This is a genomic window from Agrobacterium leguminum (genome assembly GCF_015704895.1).
Classification (GTDB): domain Bacteria; phylum Pseudomonadota; class Alphaproteobacteria; order Rhizobiales; family Rhizobiaceae; genus Agrobacterium; species Agrobacterium leguminum.
Genome location: NZ_JADQWB010000005.1, coordinates 32,435 through 50,935 on the forward strand (window position 1 = coordinate 32,435; position 18,501 = coordinate 50,935).

16 protein-coding genes are annotated in these 18,501 nt (G+C 61.0%); 4 read left to right on the plus strand and 12 right to left on the minus strand.

Going from position 1 to position 18,501, the window contains the following annotated elements; genetic code table 11:
* Positions 1-144 precede the first annotated feature (144 nt).
* Positions 145-3,642 (minus strand): transcription-repair coupling factor, encoded by a 3,498-nt coding sequence (gene mfd, locus I3J13_RS09390; RefSeq protein WP_196378646.1) that lies wholly within the window; start codon positions 3,640-3,642, stop codon positions 145-147.
* Positions 3,643-3,646: 4 nt separating this feature from the next.
* A complete protein-coding gene (locus I3J13_RS09395; protein ID WP_196378647.1) occupies positions 3,647-3,958 on the minus strand; it encodes an FAD assembly factor SdhE in 312 nt (103 codons plus the stop codon).
* Positions 3,959-4,147: 189 nt separating this feature from the next.
* Here I3J13_RS09395 and recG point away from each other — a divergent pair, with 189 nt between their 5' ends.
* From recG to I3J13_RS09415, 4 genes are read left to right on the plus strand one after another with little or no spacing between them, the layout of a single operon-like run.
* Complete coding sequence (gene recG / locus I3J13_RS09400; protein WP_196378648.1) at positions 4,148-6,253, plus strand: ATP-dependent DNA helicase RecG; 2,106 nt, start codon at positions 4,148-4,150, stop codon at positions 6,251-6,253.
* 12 nt (positions 6,254-6,265) lie between these two features.
* Positions 6,266-6,538: a hypothetical protein gene (locus tag I3J13_RS09405; RefSeq protein WP_142779351.1), complete on the plus strand. Its 273-nt coding sequence runs from the start codon at positions 6,266-6,268 to the stop codon at positions 6,536-6,538.
* A gap of 54 nt (positions 6,539-6,592) precedes the next feature.
* The gene (locus tag I3J13_RS09410) at positions 6,593-6,850 is read left to right on the plus strand and encodes a type II toxin-antitoxin system Phd/YefM family antitoxin (RefSeq protein WP_196378649.1); all 258 of its coding nucleotides are present in this window, start codon (positions 6,593-6,595) and stop codon (positions 6,848-6,850) included.
* Positions 6,847-7,230 carry a type II toxin-antitoxin system VapC family toxin gene (locus I3J13_RS09415; protein ID WP_196378650.1) on the plus strand — a complete coding sequence of 128 codons (384 nt, stop codon included), beginning with the start codon at positions 6,847-6,849 and terminating at the stop codon, positions 7,228-7,230. The genes I3J13_RS09410 and I3J13_RS09415 overlap by 4 nt, the downstream gene beginning before the upstream one ends.
* A 1-nt stretch (position 7,231) precedes the next feature.
* Here I3J13_RS09415 and I3J13_RS09420 read toward each other — a convergent pair whose 3' ends face one another.
* The 10 genes from I3J13_RS09420 to pcsA form a co-directional block, all read right to left on the minus strand.
* The gene (locus I3J13_RS09420; protein WP_059760288.1) at positions 7,232-7,900 is read right to left on the minus strand and encodes a DUF502 domain-containing protein; all 669 of its coding nucleotides are present in this window, start codon (positions 7,898-7,900) and stop codon (positions 7,232-7,234) included.
* A gap of 13 nt (positions 7,901-7,913) precedes the next feature.
* Positions 7,914-8,417 carry a GNAT family N-acetyltransferase gene (locus I3J13_RS09425; protein WP_196378651.1) on the minus strand — a complete coding sequence of 168 codons (504 nt, stop codon included), beginning with the start codon at positions 8,415-8,417 and terminating at the stop codon, positions 7,914-7,916.
* Entirely contained in the window at positions 8,414-10,240 is a 1,827-nt protein-coding gene (glmS, locus tag I3J13_RS09430) for a glutamine--fructose-6-phosphate transaminase (isomerizing) (protein WP_196378652.1), read from the minus strand. The genes I3J13_RS09425 and glmS overlap by 4 nt, the downstream gene beginning before the upstream one ends.
* A gap of 101 nt (positions 10,241-10,341) precedes the next feature.
* A complete protein-coding gene (gene glmU, locus I3J13_RS09435; RefSeq protein WP_196378653.1) occupies positions 10,342-11,703 on the minus strand; it encodes a bifunctional UDP-N-acetylglucosamine diphosphorylase/glucosamine-1-phosphate N-acetyltransferase GlmU in 1,362 nt (453 codons plus the stop codon).
* Positions 11,704-11,926: 223 nt separating this feature from the next.
* Positions 11,927-12,664 carry a FadR/GntR family transcriptional regulator gene (locus I3J13_RS09440; RefSeq protein ID WP_059760295.1) on the minus strand — a complete coding sequence of 246 codons (738 nt, stop codon included), beginning with the start codon at positions 12,662-12,664 and terminating at the stop codon, positions 11,927-11,929.
* Between the two features lie 211 nt (positions 12,665-12,875).
* Positions 12,876-13,949: a BMP family ABC transporter substrate-binding protein gene (locus I3J13_RS09445; protein WP_003523439.1), complete on the minus strand. Its 1,074-nt coding sequence runs from the start codon at positions 13,947-13,949 to the stop codon at positions 12,876-12,878.
* Between the two features lie 35 nt (positions 13,950-13,984).
* On the minus strand, positions 13,985-14,905 hold the full coding sequence (locus I3J13_RS09450) for an ABC transporter permease (protein WP_003523440.1): 921 nt from the start codon (positions 14,903-14,905) through the stop codon (positions 13,985-13,987).
* Positions 14,905-15,996, minus strand: coding sequence for an ABC transporter permease (locus I3J13_RS09455; protein ID WP_196378654.1), 1,092 nt, complete (start codon positions 15,994-15,996; stop codon positions 14,905-14,907). Before I3J13_RS09455 ends, I3J13_RS09450 begins: the two co-directional genes overlap by 1 nt.
* Entirely contained in the window at positions 15,986-17,542 is a 1,557-nt protein-coding gene (locus tag I3J13_RS09460) for an ABC transporter ATP-binding protein (protein ID WP_196378782.1), read from the minus strand. Before I3J13_RS09460 ends, I3J13_RS09455 begins: the two co-directional genes overlap by 11 nt.
* 211 nt (positions 17,543-17,753) lie before the next feature.
* The gene (gene pcsA / locus I3J13_RS09465; RefSeq protein WP_196378655.1) at positions 17,754-18,479 is read right to left on the minus strand and encodes a phosphatidylcholine synthase; all 726 of its coding nucleotides are present in this window, start codon (positions 18,477-18,479) and stop codon (positions 17,754-17,756) included.
* Between the last annotated feature and the right edge of the window lie 22 nt (positions 18,480-18,501).

Here is an 18,501-nt window from a genome sequence, read left to right on the forward strand (position 1 = left end):
GTTTCGACTATCTCAACGGTCGAGGATGAAGTGGCGAAAGCGCGTCTTGTCGATCTCCCCCCTTGAGGGGGAGATGCCCGGCAGGGCAGAGGGGGGTAAAGCCCCATCCACCTTCGGAAAACTCGCAATGCCCCAACGCTCCCGTCAGGAACGCGCCAGCTCCGCCAGCTGTGTCATGATCATCGCCGCCCCCGCCAGCCGCTTTTCCGGCGTCGGCAGGTCGCGGGTCAGGAACAGGCTGTGATCGGGGCGTATCTTCGCCATCGTGCCCTGCTTGCCGATATAGGCGACAAGTGCCGCCGGATTGGGGAATTCCTTGTTGCGGAACTGCACGACCACGCCCTTCGGCCCGGCATCCACCTTCTCGACATTGGCGGTGCGGCAGAGCGACTTGATGTAGACGATCTTGAGGAGATGCTGCACCTCTTTCGGCAGCGGGCCGAAACGGTCGATCATTTCCGCACCGAAACCATCGATCTCGCTGATATCCGCAAGCTCACCGAGACGGCGGTAAAGACCCATGCGCAGATGCAGATCGGGAACATAATCCTCCGGGATCATGACAGAGGTGCCGACCGAGATTTGCGGCGACCAGCCGCTATCCTGCACCTGCTCGTCGCCCTTCACTTCGGCCACCGCCTCTTCCAGCATCTGCTGGTAGAGCTCGAAACCGACTTCCTTGATATGGCCGGACTGTTCCTCGCCAAGCAGATTGCCCGCACCGCGAATATCGAGGTCGTGGCTCGCCAGCTGGAAGCCGGCGCCCAGCGTATCGAGCGATTGCAGCACCTTCAGCCGCCGCTCCGCCATCGTCGTCAGCACCTTGTTGACCGGCAGGGTGAAAAGCGCGAAGGCGCGCACCTTGGAACGGCCGACACGGCCACGCAGCTGGTAAAGCTGGGCAAGGCCGAACATATCGGCGCGATGCACGATCAGCGTATTGGCGGTCGGCACATCGAGGCCGGATTCGACGATGGTGGTCGACAGCAGCACATCATATTTGCCGTCGTAAAAGGCGTTCATGATGTCTTCCAGTTCGCCCGCCGGCATCTGCCCATGCGCCACCGCCACCTTCAGTTCCGGCACATCCGATTGCAGGAAGGCGTGAATGTCGGCGAGATCGGCAAGGCGCGGGCAGACATAGAAGCTCTGGCCGCCGCGATAATGTTCGCGCATCAGCGTTTCGCGGATCACCAGCGGATCGAAGGGCGAAATGAAGGTGCGAACCGCCATGCGGTCCACCGGCGGCGTGGTGATGAGCGACAATTCGCGCACGCCCGTCATGGCAAGCTGCAAGGTGCGCGGAATAGGCGTCGCAGAGAGCGTCAGCACATGCACGTCGCTCTTCAGCTCCTTCAGGCGCTCCTTGTGCTTCACGCCGAAATGCTGCTCTTCATCGATGATCAGCAGGCCGAGATTGGCGAAGCTGATGCCCGCGCCGAGCAGCGCATGGGTACCGACGACAATATCCGTCTTGCCATCGGCAACTTCCTTTTTCGTCAGCGTCAATTCCTTGGAGCCGACAAGGCGCGAAGCCTGCTGTACCCGGATCGGCAACCCACGGAAACGTTCCGAGAAGGTGCGGAAATGCTGGCGGGAAAGCAGCGTGGTCGGCACCACCACCGCCACCTGTACGCCGTTCATGGCGGCGAGGAACGCGGCGCGCAGCGCCACTTCGGTCTTGCCGAAACCGACATCGCCGCAGATGAGGCGATCCATCGGCCGGCCGGCACCGAGATCCTCGCGCACCGCCTCGATGGCGTTCAGCTGGTCCTCGGTCTCATCATAGGGGAAACGGGCGGCAAATTCGTCGTAAAGCCCGTCCGGCGCAACCAAGGCCGGCGCGTGGCGCACCAGACGCGCGGCCGCTATGCGGATGAGCTCATCGGCCATGTCAAGCAGGCGCTTCTTGAGCTTGGCCTTGCGCATCTGCCATGCGCCGCCGCCAAGCTTGTCCAGCTGCGCTTCCGCCGCATCCGAACCGTAACGCGACAGAAGATCGATGTTTTCAACCGGCAGGAACAGCTTGGCGTCATCGGCATAATGCAGTTCCAGACACGCCCGCGGCGCACCCGCCGCCTCGATGGTCCGCAGGCCAACGAAACGGCCGATACCATGTTCGGCATGGACAACCAGCGAGCCCTCATCCAGCCCCGCCACTTCCGAGATGAAATCCGCGCCGCGCTTACGGCGCTTGGAGCGGCGCACCATGCGGTCGCCGAGAATATCCTGCTCGCCGATAACGGCCAGCGTCCCGGTTTCGAAACCCGCCTCAAGGCTCAGAACCGCCGAGGCCGCCTCACCCTTGCCGAGCTTCTCCACCTCTTTCAGCGAGGTGACCGGCTTGATCTTCTCAAGCCCGTGCTCGTTCAGTACCTGCAACAGCCGGTCGAGCGAACCTTCCGACCAGCCTGTTATCAGCACCTTCCAGCCCTTGGCGCGGCGTTCGGCAATGTGCTTCACCGCCAGATCGAAAACGTTGACCCGTTCTTCGCTCTCGCCCTCGGTCGGCGGGCGTGCCCAGCGCGGACCGACATGGGCGTCGAGCGTCGCGACCGGGCGGCCTTCGCTGTCCTGCTCGTTGAAAGGGGTCAGACGCACGGCGTTAACGGCGGCCAGTGCGGAATCGAAGCTCTTGCCGTCGAGATAAAGCTGGCCGGGCGAAACCGGCTTGTAGGGCGCGCCCTGCGTCGATCCCTTGGTTTCGCCGGAACTGCGGCGCGCATCGTAATAATCGAGCACCAGCTTGGAGCGCTCTTTCGCCGCCTCCCGCGCCGTGTGATCGGTGACGATGCGGAAGCCCTTCAGATAATCGAAGGCGGTCTCCAGCTGCTCGTAAAACAGCGGCAGCCAGTGCTCCATGCCGGCATAACGGCGGCCTTCGGAGACGGCCTGATAAAGCGCGTCGTCACGCGTCGCCGCGCCGAACAGCGACAGGTAATTCTTGCGAAAACGGCTGATCGTATCCGGCGTCAGCGTCACTTCGCTCATCGGGTTCAAATCAAGCGAGCGCGCCTGACCGATGGTGCGCTGGCTGGCCGGATCGAAGGTGCGGATGCTTTCCAGCGTATCGCCGAAGAAATCGAGCCGCACCGGCTCTTCGGTGCCCGGCACGAAAACATCGAGAATACCGCCGCGCACGGCAAATTCACCCACTTCGCGCACCGTCGCCACCCGGTCGAAACCGTTGCGCTCTAGCCGCGCGGCAATCTCCTCCATGCGGATCTGGTTGCCGGGTTTGGCAGAAAAGCCGAGACTCTCGATAATGTCGCGCGGCGCCATCTTCTGCAGCATGGCGTTGACGGTAACGAGCACGATGGCCGGATGCGGTTTCTTCGCGTGAGCGATCAGACCGGAGAGCGCCGCCAGCCGGCGCGCCGAGGTGTCAGCGCTCGGTGACACGCGGTCATAGGGAAGGCAGTCCCAGGCGGGAAGTGTCATCACCGGAATATCAGGTGCGACGAAACCGAGGATCTGTTCGAGATCGGCGACCCGCTGGCCATCCGACATCACATAGGCGACCGACGTGCCGGCCCGCGCCATATCGGCAAGCAAAAGGGCTTCCATGCCGGAAGGCACGTTTCCGATGGTCAGCGGCGTATCGGCCGACGACACCAGCTTTGCATCGAATCCGGCTATCATATTCTCAGGCTTTCAGGGTTTCAGTGGTGACGAGATCGAAATCGGGACGGTAGGAGGCGATCTTCTCGAACAGCGGGGTCTGGAATTTTTCCGGTATGGCAAGGGCGCCCGTCACCATCTTGACGAGGTCGTTATCCTCTTCCGCCATGATGATCTCAAGCTCATCGAGCTGATCATCGGAAAGCCCGGCAATATTGTCTTCCGCGAATTGCCCGAGCACCAGATCCATCTCGCGAATGCCCCGATGCCAGCAGCGGTAAAGAATCCGCCGGCGTCTCGGATCGAGGTCGGCACTCGTGCGCACCAGTCCAGTCATCGCATTCACCTTTCGGTTGGCTATTCAACAGGATGTTGACTGCGACCTCCTATAGAACAGGAGGCGAACGCTTGGGAACCGGTTTTTATCGAAATAATGCCACGGCGGTGAAAATCTGCCGGTGATAACCCGCCTTTGTGGGCAGCGAAGTCTTGCATAAGCCGCCCCCTTCCCCGATTTTGCTGACCCATGCGCCCGGCCATTCTCGATCCGCTGTTTGCCTCCGTCTCCACCCTTGCCGGTGTGGGGCCGAAGCTTGCCGATCTTCTGGCCAAGCTTTTGAGCCGGGAAAGCGCCGACGACACGCGCGTCATCGATCTTCTGTTCCACGCGCCATCCAACGTCATCGACCGCCGCAACCGCCCCGGCATTGCGCTGTCCAGCCCCGGCGCCATTGTCACCATTCAGGGACGTGTCGACCGCCATCAGCCGCCACCGCCGGGAAACCGCAACGCGCCCTATCGCGTCTTCCTGCATGACGAGACCGGCGAACTGGCGCTGACCTTTTTCCGCGCCAAAGGCGACTGGCTGTCCAAGGCCCTGCCCGTCGATGAAGAGGTTCTCGTCAGCGGCAAGGTGGACTGGTTCAACGGCCGTGCCTCCATGGTGCATCCGGATTTCATGGTGAAGCTATCGGAGGCGGAAAACCTGCCTTTGGTGGAAGCCGTTTATCCCATGACCGCCGGGCTGTCTGCCAAGGTGCTGCGCAAGGCGATCGAAGGCGGGCTTTCAAAGCTGCCGGTCTTTCCCGAATGGATCGACGAGACACTGAAGAAGAGGCAGGGCTTCGGCGATGTCGCCTCAAGCTTCCGTGAATTGCACGACCCGCGTGACAGCGCCGATATCGAACCGCAGGCCCCGTCGCGCAGGCGGCTTGCCTATGACGAATTCCTCGCCGGGCAGCTCTCACTGGCGCTGGTGCGCCAGCGGCTGCGCAAGGTGGCGGGCCAACCGATCCGCGCCAAGGGCGATGTCGCCGCAAAAATCCTGTCGCAGCTGCCCTTCTCGCTGACGGCAAGCCAGAGCGCTGCGGTGAAAGATATCCTGACAGATATGGCCGGCGAAGACCGCATGTTGCGGCTGCTGCAGGGCGATGTCGGTGCGGGCAAGACGCTGGTGGCGCTGATGGCCATGGCAACGGCGGTGGAGGCCGGCGGACAGGCGGTGCTGATGGCCCCGACCGAAATCCTCGCCCGCCAACACTACGCCACCATATCCAAACTCGCTCAGGCGGCGGGCATCACCGTCGAAGTGCTGACCGGCCGCACCAAGGGCAAGGAGCGCCGCGAGATCGAGGAGCGCGTGGCCTCGGGCGAAGCGCAGATCGTCATCGGCACCCATGCACTGTTTCAGGACAGCGTGAGTTACAGGAACCTCGTGCTGGCAGTGGTCGACGAGCAGCACCGTTTCGGCGTGCACCAGCGCCTGCGCCTCACCGCCAAGGGCATCACGCCGCATATGCTGGTCATGACCGCCACACCCATTCCGCGCACACTGGTTCTGGCCGCCTTTGGCGACATGGATGTCTCCAAGCTCACCGAAAAGCCCGCCGGCCGCAAACCCATCCAGACCGTGACGATCCCGACTGAGCGGATCGGCGACATCGTCGAGCGACTGCGCGCCGCGTTGAAGGATGGCAAGAAGGCCTACTGGATTTGCCCGCTGGTGGAGGAAACGGAAGAATCCGACCTGATGTCGGCGGAGGAGCGGCATGCGGTTCTCTCGCAGATGCTCGGCGCCAATATCGGCCTCATCCACGGCCGCATGAGCGGCCCGGAGAAGGATGCGGCCATGCTTGCCTTCAAGAACGGCGAAACCCGGCTGCTGGTGGCGACGACCGTGGTGGAAGTCGGGGTCGATGTGCCGGATGCAACCATCATGGTCATCGAACACGCCGAGCGTTTCGGCCTCGCCCAGCTTCACCAGCTGCGCGGCCGTGTGGGCCGCGGCGACGAGGCCTCCACCTGCATCCTGCTCTATAAAGGCCCACTCAGCGAAAACGGCCGCGCCCGGCTTTCCATCCTGCGCGACAGCGAGGATGGCTTCCTGATCGCCGAGGAGGATTTGAAGCTGCGCGGTGAAGGCGAACTCCTCGGCACCCGCCAGTCCGGCACGCCGGGCTTCCGCATCGCCAGCCTCGAAGCCCATGCCGACCTTCTGGAAATCGCCCGCAAGGACGCAGCCTACGTCATCGAACGCGACCCCGAACTGACAGGCCCGCGCGGCAATGCGCTGCGCACCCTGCTCTACCTGCACCGCCGCGACGAAGCGATCCGCTTCCTGCACGCCGGCTGAAAGTGAACGCCCATGAACATGATCGACCCGCGCCGCCCACCACCCGCCTTCCGCAAGGGCTACGCGCTCTGTTCGCCGCAGAATATCCTGCAGCCCGAGACATTTGCGAAGAGCGCGAAAAAGGCAATCGGCAAGGCGTTCAAGAAGCCCGGACGCAAGAAGGCGTGGAGCCAGGCGCTGGAAGAAGGCTGGAGCGTGCGGCTGGTCTATATGCGGCTTTTCGTTCCCGTATTCCACGCCACGACCACCGGTACGGAAGTGGATGATCTGGATGACGAGGATTGATATGGTCCATTGAATGGACTAATCTAGTGCTAACTTTAACACTTGAGGTTAGCGATGCAGATATCCGTGACGGATGCAAAAAGTCAGCTTACCGAACTGGTGCGCCGCGCCGAAGCCGGTGATGAGGTCATTCTCACCCGTCATGGCCACGCCGCCGTGCGGCTGGTTCCGGTCACTGCCGTGGCGGATAAAACATCCCGCAGGGCCGCGCTCGAAAAAGTGCGCGCGACTGTCGTCAACAAAGCCGATGATGGACCGGATGCCGCGCATAGTCAGGATTTTCTCTATGACGAGCACGGCCTTCCGAAATGATCGTTATCGATACGTCGGCTCTGATGGCGATCCTGCTTGATGAACCCAAAGCGGATGCCTGCGCCGCAGCTCTCGAAACGGATGAACCTCTGCTCATTTCCGCCGGTACGCTTGCGGAGGCCATGATCGTGGCGCAGCGGCGCGACCGCAACCGGGAACTGGAGATGCTGATCGAAGGTCTGAGCGCCGAAATCAGACCAGTTACCCCCAAATCGGCGCGTGGCGTTTCCGAAGCTTACCGCATCTGGGGCAAGGGCATTCATCCTGCCGGACTGAATTTCGGCGACTGCTTTGCCTACGAGTTGGCGAAAGCCGAGGGTTGCCCTTTGCTTTATGTCGGCAACGACTTTTCTCAGACGGACATTCTCGGCGTTATCTAGCTCAAACCGGCGCAATCATCTTCGGCGGCTTGAAATCCGGGGCCACCAGACCGCCGGATATCAGCAATTTCGCCGCATCTTCCGGTGTCATGTCCAGCATCACGATCTTGTCTTTCGGCACGAACAGCAGGAAGCCGGCCGTCGGCACCGGTGTCGGCGGCAGGAAGACGGCGACCATCTGCTGGCCCATTTCATTGAAACGATGGGCAAGCTCGCCCTTGGCCTCGGAGGCGACGAAGACCATCGCCCAGGTGCCGGATGACGGAAACTCGATCAGGCCGACCTTCTTGAAGGAGTTCGAATGCTCCTTCAGGACGGATTCGAACAGCTGCTTGATGCTCTTGTAGATCGGCCGCACCAGCGGCATGCGGTTGAGAATGGATTCGCCGACGCCGAAAATCCATTTGCCGATGAGGTTGTTGCCGAGAAAACCGATGAGGGTGATGCCGATGACGGCGATCAGCAGGCCGAAACCGGGAATAGCCACATCGAAATATTGTTCGGGATCGTAACGGGCCGGAATATAGGGCTTCACCCAGCTATCGGCCCATTGCAGGAAGCTCCACACCAGCCACATGGTGATGGTGACGGGCGCAAGGATCAGAACGCCCGTGAGGAAACTATTGCGCAGGCGGGCTGCGAATGAAATTTTGACTGGAATATCGGTCATTTACCGTTCGGAATTAAGCGTTGTCGCCATCGAAACCCGGATGAAAACCGACAATGCCGGATGGAGTTCCACCATGCAAGCGAAGAACTGTGAAATATTCGTCAGGAATCCCTTCCGCATTCACCCCTTCGACATGGCGAAAACCGAAGCGGCCATAGTAGTCCGGATCGCCCGCGACAACCGCGCCGGAAGCATTCAGACGCTCCAGAACGGCAAGCCCGTCCTGCACCAGCCTTGAACCGACTCCCTGCCCCTGCCGTTCCGGTGTCACGGAAAGCGGCGCGAGGCAGAACCAGCCGGTCTCGCCGCTGGTAAGCGTCACCGGCGAAAAACCGACATGGCCGATAATGCCTTCACTATCCTCGGCAACCAGTGAAACGGTGAGCGCGCCCGCCCTGCGCAACCGCTCGACGATCAGATGTTCCGTCTTGTCGCTGTAATCGACGTTACGGAAAGCATCTTCCGTAACGCGAGCAATCGCTTCCTCATCGCCCTGACGCTCAGGCCGGATGATCATTCCACCGTTACCGATTTCGCCAGATTGCGCGGCTGATCCACATCCGTGCCCATGAAGACGGCGGTGTGATAGGCGAGCAGCTGGATCGGCAGCGAAAAGACCATCGGCGCAATAAGCTCATCGACATTGGGCAGCGTGATCGTCGCCATGGTGTCGAGCTTGGAAGCGGCGGCCCCCTTCTCGTCGGTGATGAAGATGATGCGGCCGCCGCGCGCGGCGACCTCCTGCATGTTCGAAACGGTCTTTTCGAAGAAACGATCATGCGGCGCAATGACGATGACCGGCATGTTCTCATCGATCAGCGCGATAGGCCCATGCTTCAGCTCACCCGCAGCATAACCTTCGGCGTGGATATAGGAGATTTCCTTGAGCTTCAGCGCGCCTTCCAGCGCCAGCGGGAAGCTGGTGCCGCGGCCGAGATAAAGCACGTCCTTGAAACGCGACAGATCGCGCGACAGCGCTTCGATCTGCGGCTGGATGCTGTTGAGAACCTTGCTCATGATGCGCGGCATCTCAGTCAGATGGCGAACCAGTTCGGTTTCCTGCTGGGGCGTGACCGTACCGCGTGCTTTTCCGGCGGCAACGGCAAGCGAAGCGAGCACTGCAAGCTGGCAGGTGAAGGCCTTGGTGGAGGCGACGCCGATTTCCGGACCGGCAAGGATCGGGAAGATCGCATCGGATTCGCGCGCCATGGTGGATTCACGCGTGTTGACCACCGCGCCGATCTTCAGCCCCTCCTGCTGGCAATAACGCAGGGCCGCCAGCGTATCGGCGGTTTCGCCGGATTGCGAAATGAACAGTGCAGCCTGCGTGGGAACGAGCGGGATTTCGCGGTAACGGAATTCCGAGGCAACATCGATTTCCACCGGCAGACGCGCATAACGCTCGAACCAGTATTTGCCGATCAGGCCGGACAGATAGGCCGTGCCGCAGGCGGAAATGGCAAGGCCGGAAAGCTTGGCGAAATCGATGGCCGTGTCGGCCTGCTTCACGGTCTTGGAGGCGAAATCCACGTAATGGCTGAGCGCATGGGAAATGACTTCCGGCTGCTCGTAGATTTCCTTTTCCATGAAGTGGCGATGGTTGCCCTTGTCGACCACATAGGCGGTCGCCTGCGAAATCTGCCGCTCGCGCTTCACCGGTTTGCCGGAGAAATCGATGATTTCCGCCCCCTGCCGGGTCACGATGGCGCAGTCGCCGTCCACCAGATAGGTGATCTCGTTGGTGAAGGGCGACAGAGCGATGGCGTCGGACCCGAGGAACATTTCGCCCCGACCGTAACCGACGGCAAGCGGCGGGCCGGAACGCGCCGAAAGCAGCGTGCCGGGATCGTCCTTAAACATGACGACCAGCGCATATGCACCCGTCACGCGGTTCAGCATCTTCAGCATCGCCTCGCGATGGCCGAGACCCTCGCGGGTATATTTCGCCAGAAGCTGCGCGACCACTTCGGTATCGGTCTGGGTGGTGAAGCTCGCGCCTCCGGCGGTCAGCTCTTCGCGCAGTTCGGCGAAGTTTTCGATGATGCCATTGTGGACGACGGCGACGCCGTCGACGAAATGCGGATGGGCATTGGTTTCGTTCGGAACGCCATGGGTCGCCCAACGGGTGTGAGCGATGCCGACCACGCCCGGCAGCGGCTCTTCCGAAAGTCTCTTCTCCAGGTTGAACAGCTTTCCTTCCGCCCGGCGACGGTCCATCGCGCCATTGTCGATGGTGGCGACACCAGCCGAATCGTAACCGCGATATTCGAGACGCTTCAGCGCATCGACAAGCCGTTCAGCAACGGGCTGGGTTCCGACAATTCCGACAATTCCGCACATATATTTCTCCAGCGGCGATCTCTTCGCCGAAACTACTAACCGTTCCCGAACAATCCGCAATTATGGCGCCGGTCACTTTCGGTATCGTTTGGTAACGTCCGTCAGGACGACTTTTTCTTCGCTTCCTTCAGCGCCTTCGCCCGCTCGCGCACAACGGTCGCCCGGCCCGGCTTCATCTCCTGCCGCGCGCGCCCGAACGCTAGCGCATCATCAGGCACGTCATCGGTAATCACGCTGCCGGAGGCGATATAGGCCCCCTCTCCAATGGTGACAGGAGCGACCAGCGACGAGTTCGAACCAATAAAACTGTTCGCACCGATCCACGTTTCGGCCTTGTTGTAGCCGTCGTAATTGCAGGTGATGGTGCCAGCGCCGATATTGCTGCCCGCGCCGATGAATGCATCGCCGATATAGGTCAGATGGTTGACCTTGGCGCCTTCGCCGATCTCCGCCTTCTTGACCTCGCAGAAATTGCCCACCTTGGCGTTGGCGTGCAGGTTCGCGCCCGGACGCAGCCGCGCATAGGGGCCGACGGCCGCACCTTCGGCGACATGCGCCCCTTCCAGATGCGAAAATGCATGGATGACGGCGCCCGGCTCGATGGTGACGCCGGGACCGATGACGACATTCGGCTCGATCAAAACGTCCTGGCCGATCTTCGTGTCATAGGAGAGGAAGACGGTTTCGGGCGCAATCATCGAAACGCCGTCCACCATCAATTCGTGGCGGCGGCGTTCCTGCCAGAGCTTCTCGATAAAGGCCAGTTCGGCGCGGTTGTTGCAGCCGACCAGTTCCGTTTCGGGCGCATCGATGGCGACGGCGCGGCGGCCGAGGGAACGGGCGATCTCGACCACGTCGGTCAGATAATATTCGCCCTTCACATTGCTGTTGCCGATCCGGTCGAGCAGGTCCAGCGCGTTGCGACCGTTGATGGCCATCAGGCCGCTATTGCACCAGGTGACCTTACGCTCCGCATCGGTCGCGTCCTTCTCCTCGCGGATAGCGACAAGTTCGCCATCCTTGACCAGAAGCCGGCCGTAACCGGTCGGGCGGTCGGTATGGAAACCGATGACGGCGACATCGGCGCCGGCGGCAATCGCCTCACGCGCCCGGTCGAGCGTTGCAGAGGTGATGAGCGGGACATCGCCATAGGCAACGATGAGATCGTCGAAACCGCGTTCGATGGCTGCGCGTGCGGCAAGAACCGCATGGCCGGTGCCCTTGCGTTCCGTCTGCAGGAAAGCTTCGACCTGAAGACCCTTCATGCTTGCGGCGGCAGCGACATTGTCGGCATCGCGCCCGACCACCAGCGCCACCGTGCCGACGCCAGATCCAGCCACCGCCTCGACCACATGGCTGATCATCGGACGCCCGGCGACCGGATGCAGCACCTTGGATTTCGACGATTTCATGCGCGTGCTGTCGCCCGCTGCGAGAATAACGGCTAGAGAGCTGCGCTCCATAAGACCTCCAACACCCAGTCACCGGCCGCAGTGCGACCAGGACGGCGGCATATGTTTGACTTCACGCCGTCCGGCAAAACGAACGGGCGCATCGGTAATTTCATTCCGGAATTGCTATAACGGCGGCCCACTTAAGAAACCATGCAAATCTGCACCAAATTTCCGCACCGATTTTCATCAAACGTGATTGGAACGGGATCGCATCCCGCTCCCGCGGTGTGATTTATCGCCGGGGGTTGCGGGCAGTGAATTCCAGCACCTGCTGGCGGCCGTTTTCGATCAGCCTTTCCATCTCGCGGCGCGCTGCGGCCTCATCGCGCAGGCGAAACGCCTCCACGAGCCGCAGGTGGGACGCGGAAACGTCGGAAATCTCATTGGGATCGGTTTCCGGGTTGCTCATCCGGAAAATGCCCACCAGAGCCGCCTTTATCAGCGAACCGACGGTGCGCATGAACGGATTGCCGGACATTTCGGTGATGAGGACATGGAAATTCATATCCGCAAGCGCGCGCTTTTCCTTGGAATAGGCGGTATTGCCCATCTCGTTGGCATAAGCGGCGAGCTTGGCGATATCGGCGTCCTTTGCCCTGATGGCGGCAAGCCCTGCGCCATAGGGCTCGAAGGCTTGGCGGATATCGTAAAGATGCAGCAGAAACTCGTCGCTGACGCCCGCCTCGAAATGCCAGAGCAGCACTTCGCTGTCGAACATGTTCCAGCTTTCGCGCTCCGTCACCCGGGTGCCGATACGCGCCTTGGGGGAAATCATGCCCTTGGCGGTCAGCGTCTTCATCGCTTCGCGCAGCACTGTGCGCGACACTTTAAGCCGCTCCATCAGCTCGGCATCGCCCGGCAGGATATCGCCCGTCTTGAAGGTGCCGGACACGATATCGAGACCGAGCTTGTGAACGACCTGTGCATGATTTGTCCGCAGCTTTCGAAAACCGATCGCCGCATCGAGCATTCCGCGCTGCAAGTGCCATGTCCTTCCGTTCGGTTGGCGATCTTAAAAATCGCGCCAGACGTGTATATCTCAAGTCAGAATATAGTGAAAAACATCAAGTCGCCTGAAAAGCAAAGGCAAACTTCGTCCATGGCGTAAAACATACAAAAATAACAAAGGCCGCACATGAATTTCATGCGCGGCCTGTTATCAGCGGGAATGGGAAATCCCGTTATTGCGGCAGCTTGTCGTCCACGCCGGCGACGTAGAAGTTGAGACCGAGCAGAACGCCGTCCTCGGCCTTTTCACCCGCCTTCAGCCATTCCGAACCGTCCTGCTTCTTCACCGGGCCGGTGAAGGGGTGCAGCTCGCCCGACTTGATCTTGGCTTCGGTGTCCTCAGCCATCTTCTTCACGTCATCGGGCATGTTGGTGTAGGGCGCCATGGTCAGGATGCCGTCCTTCAGGCCGTCCCAGACGGATTCGGACTTCCAGGTGCCATCGAGAAGAGCCTGCGTGCGCTTGATGTAATAGGCGCCCCAGGTGTCCTTGATGGCGGTAAGCTGCGTCTTCGGACCGGCCGCGATCATATCGGAAGCCTGGCCGAAGGCCTTGATGCCACGTTCTGCGGCAACCTGCATCGGCGCGGTGGTGTCGGTGTGTTGGGTCAGGATGTCGACGCCCTGGTCAATCAGCGCCTTGGCGGCATCGGCTTCCTTGCCGGGGTCGAACCAGGTGTTGGCCCAGACGACCTTCACCTTGAAATCGGGATTGACGGACTGCGCGCCGAGCACGAAGGCGTCGATGCCCATCACCACTTCCGGGATCGGGAAGGAGGCGATGTAACCGGCGAGACCCTTCTGCGACATCTTCGCGGCGATCTGGCCCTGAATGTAGCGGCCTTCATAGAAGCGCGAATTGTAGGTCGCGACATTTTCGGCGGTCTTGAAGCCGGTGGCGTGTTCGAACTTCACCTTGGGGAACTTCTGGGCCACCTTCACGGTCGCATCCATGAAGCCGAAGGAGGTGGTGAACACCAGTTCGCAGCCCGAGCGGGCCATGCGCTCGATGGCGCGCTCGGCATCCGGACCTTCCGGAACGCTTTCGAGGAACGGCGTTTCGATCTTGTCGCCGAAATGCGCCTGCAGTTCCTGACGGCCGATATCATGCGCCTGCGTCCAGCCGCCGTCGGTCTTTGAACCGACATAGATGAAGCAGACCTTCTTGGCGTCGGCGGCTTCCGCCGAGGAAACGACGCCGCCGAGAGCCGCAACCGAAGCGGCGAGTGCGATGACCAGTTTTTTCATTTTTACCCCTGTTGGTTTGGAGACTTGAGACTTCTTCACCTGTCCGGCACGAAGGATTTGCCAAGCGACGCCGGTGTATTGATCAAGGTCGTGCGGCGATTATGCGAGATGATGACCAGCACGACAATAGTTGCGAGATAGGGCAGCGCGGAAAGCAATTGCGACGGCACGCCGATGCCGAAAGCCTGCGCGTGCAATTGGCCGATGGTGACGGCGCCGAACAGGTAACCGCCCGCCAGCACCCGCCATGGGCGCCACGAAGCGAAGACGACGAGCGCCAGCGCAATCCAGCCGCGCCCGGCCGACATGTTTTCCACCCATTGCGGCGTATAGACCAGCGACAGCTGCGCACCGGCAAGCCCCGCACAGGCGCCGCCGAACATGACGGCGAGATAACGGGTGCGGATGACATTGATGCCGAGCGCATGGGCCGAGGCGTGACTGTCGCCGATGGCGCGGATTTTCAGGCCCGTGCGGCTCTTGAACAGAAACCAGCCAATGCCGGCGACAAGCGCGATGGAGAGGTAGAAGATCAAATCCTGCCGGAACAGCAGCGGACCGAAGAAGGGAATGTCCGACAGCAGCGGAAAGACGATGGGCTGCAGTTTCACACCCGGCAGGCCGACGAAACTTTCACCCAGCATGCCCGAGACGCCGAGGCCGAGAATGGTGAGCGCAAGGCCCGTCGCCACCTGATTGGCAACGAGCGTCAGCGTCAGGAAACCGAAGAGCAGCGAGAAAACCGCACCCGAGGCAATGCCGGCCAGAATGCCGAGATAGGGAGACCCGGTCATATGCGCGGCCGCGAAAGCGCAGACCGCACCCATGATCATCATGCCTTCGACACCGAGATTGAGGACGCCGGAGCGCTCCGTCACCAGCTCGCCGGAAGCGGCGATAACGAGCGGCGTGGCGGCGGTGATGACGGTGAGGAGAATGGCCTGAAGCATATCCATCATGCCGCTCCTTCTTTGTGATGCGCCTTGCCGGAAAAGACGACCCTGATGCGATAGAAGATCAGCGTATCGCAGGAGAGCACGAAGAACAGCATCAGCCCCTGAAACACGCGCGTCACCTTGTCGGAGACGCCGATGGAAAGCTGCGCCGCCTCGCCGCCGAGATAGGTCAGCGCCAGCACCAGCCCGGAAAGGATGATACCGAGAGGGTTAAGACGGCCGAGAAAGGCGACGATGATGGCCGTGAAGCCATAACCCGGCGAAATGCTGGGCTGGAGATGGCCGATGGAACCGGAAGCCTCAGATATGCCCGCAAGCCCCGCCAGCGCGCCGGAAAGCAGCAGCGAAAACCACACCATGCGGCTAGAGGAAAAACCGGCGAAGCGCCCTGCCCGCGCCGATTGGCCGAGCACGGTGACCTCGAATCCCTTCAGCATGTAGCGCATCATGAACCACAGCGCGATGGCCGCGACGATGGCGAAAACGAAACCCCAATGCGCCCGGCCCGAGGCCAGCATTTCCGGCAGAACGGCGCTGTCGTTGAAGGGCTTTGTCTGCGGGAAGTTGTAGCCGCCCGGATCGCGCCAGATGCCGCGCGTCAGCCAGTCGAGGAAAAGCTGCGCGACATAGACCAGCATCAGGCTGACGAGGATCTCGTTGGTGTTGAACTTCGTCTTCAAAAGTGCGGGAATACCGGCATAAAGCGCACCGCCCACGGCGCCCATCACCAGCATCAAAGGCAAAAGCAGCGGCGAATGCCAGTCGGGATAAAGCACCGGCAGAATGGAGCCGGTGATCGCGCCGATGGTGAATTGCCCCTCCGCGCCGATGTTCCAGTTATTGGAGCGATAACAGATCGACAAGCCGACCCCGATCAGGATCAGCGGTGCGGCCTTGATCGCCAGCTCGTGCAGCGACCAGACTTCCAGCAGCGGCTCGACGAAAAAGGCGTAAAGCGCATCCAGCGGGTTCTTGCCGAGCATGGCGAACATGACAGCGCCGACGAGCAGCGTCAGCGTGAGCGCCAGAAGCGGCGAAAGCAGCGTGAAAAGCCTCGAGACCCCTGCCCGTTTTTCAAGCTCAATGCGCATGCTGGGCGGCTCCCGAATGTGTGTGGATGCCGCCCATCAGCAGGCCGATCTTTTCAAGCGTCATGTCTTCCACGGGATGGGTCTCTGACAGCTTGCCGTCGGAAATGACAGCGATATTGGTGGCGACTTCGAAGATTTCATCGAGATCCTGGCTGATGACGATGACCGCCGAGCCCGCTTTGGCAAGATCGACAAGCGCCTGGCGAATTCGGCTCGCCGCACCCGCATCCACGCCCCAGGTCGGCTGATTGACCACCAGCACGGCGGGCTGGCGGTCAAGTTCACGCCCGACGATGAATTTTTGCAGATTGCCGCCAGACAGCGACCCCGCCAGCGGATCGGCCCCGCTCTTGCGCACATCCATGGTTTCCGAGATGCGCCGCGCCGCCGCCTTGATGGTCGAGCCACGGATGATGCGCAGGAAACTACCGGTCAGAAACGCCTTCCGGTCGGAACGCGCTCGCGCCAGCAACAGATTATCGGAAAGGCTCAAGCCGGGAACGGCGGCGTGGCCGTGGCGCTCTTCCGGCACGAAACCCGCGCCCATCAGCCGGCGGCCATTGATGCCGATACGGCCAACCGGCTTGCCGCGCAGATGGATCGCATCGTTATTGTAGACCGGATATTCGCCCGAAAGCGCATCGAACAGCTCGCCCTGCCCGTTTCCGGCAACGCCGGCAATCGCCAGCACCTCGCCGGCGCGCACGGTCATGGAAATCGATTTCAACGCCACGGCAAAAGGCGTGCGCGGCGCGACCGAAAGCCCCATGACCTCGATCTGCGGCGCACCCAGCGCCTCGCCCGTGGCCCGCGAAACGCTTGCGACATCGCTGCCGACCATCATGCGCGCCAGCGATGCCGGCGTTTCCCTGCGCGGATCGCAGGCGCCCGTCACCTTGCCGTGACGCAGAACGGTGGCGCGGTCGCAGATGCGTTGCACCTCTTCGAGACGATGGCTGATATAAAGCACGGAGCGGCCTTCGGCCTTCAGCTTCTCCAGCGTCTCGAACAGCTTGTCGGCCTCCTGCGGCGTCAGCACCGAGGTCGGCTCGTCGAGAATGATGAGGCGCGGATTCTGTAGCAAAGCGCGGACGATTTCGATGCGCTGGCGCTCGCCGACCGAAAGATCGGCCACATGCGCATAAGGGTCGAGCGGCAGACCATAGGCGCGCGACAGCGTTTCCGCTTGCCCAGCGATTTCCTTCAATGAAATTTTCGGATCGAGCGACAGGGCGATGTTTTCAGCGACCGTCAGCGCCTCGAACAGCGAAAAATGCTGGAAGACCATGCCGATGCCGAGCCGGCGGGCCTCACTGGGTGAACCGACGGAAACCGGCTGGCCCTGCCAGATAATATCGCCCTCAGTCGGTGCGAGAACGCCGAACAGCATCTTGACGAGCGTGGATTTGCCCGCGCCGTTTTCCCCCAGAAGCGCGTGGATTTCGCCCGGCGCAATATCGAGATCGATGCCGTTGCAGGCGGCGAAATTGCCGAACAGCTTGGTCAGCTTGCGAACGGACAGGAGAGGCACGGCCTCCGGCGCCAAAGTTCCAGTCACGAGTTCCCTCTCTCACCAACCGTCATGCCTTCTTCGAGGCGTTTCAAACGGTTGCGGTAATTGTTCCCAATCCCGCACCAAAAAGTATGCAATGATACGCGATCAGAACTTATTGATAACGGTTTTGCTGCTGCGCACAACTGAAAAAGAAGCCGCTTAAATGCAATTTGCACAAGCAATAAACGGCTTTACCCTTTTCTTATTTCGCGCCGAGCGAGGGGAAAAACTGCAATATTCCACCGATGCAATAAAGATAGATGCCGCTCGCCACAAAGCCGATCACGGCCCAGGTCGGGGTTTCGAAATGCATCAGCAGCGCATAACCGCCGAGCGCGCACCAGATGAAGACCACGGCGAGATTGAGCGGCCTCAGCCGCTTCACCCGCACCGGATGCAGGAAATTGATCGGCAGGAATGTCAGGAACACCGAAAACGTAACGACGGCCATGGCCGTTGTGGCGCTGGCGTCCATGACGAACAGGGTGAACACCACCATGTTCCACACCACCGGAAAGCCGGAGAAGAAATATTCGTCCGTCTTCATGCCCATATCGGCATAATAAATGGCGCTCGACACCACGATCATGCCGGCCGCCACGAAAGATAGCGGCTCGCCGATCATGCCACTCTGGTAAAGCGCAAAGGCGGGCAAAAGCACATAGGTCACGTAGTCGATGATGTTGTCGAGGGTATCGCCGGACCAGTTGGGCAGCACTTCCTTCACCCTGACCTTGCGGGCGATGGGACCGTCGATGCCATCCACCAGAAGCGCAAGCCCCAGCCACCAGAACATGTCGACGAAACGGTGTTCGGCTGCGGCGACCACACCGAGAAAAGCCAGGAACGAGCCGGAGGCCGTGAGCATATGGACGGAAAAGGCGCGGATTTCCGCGTAGGGAACACGCTTATAGTTGAAAATTTTCATAGTCAGCGTCTGTGCCCCGTTT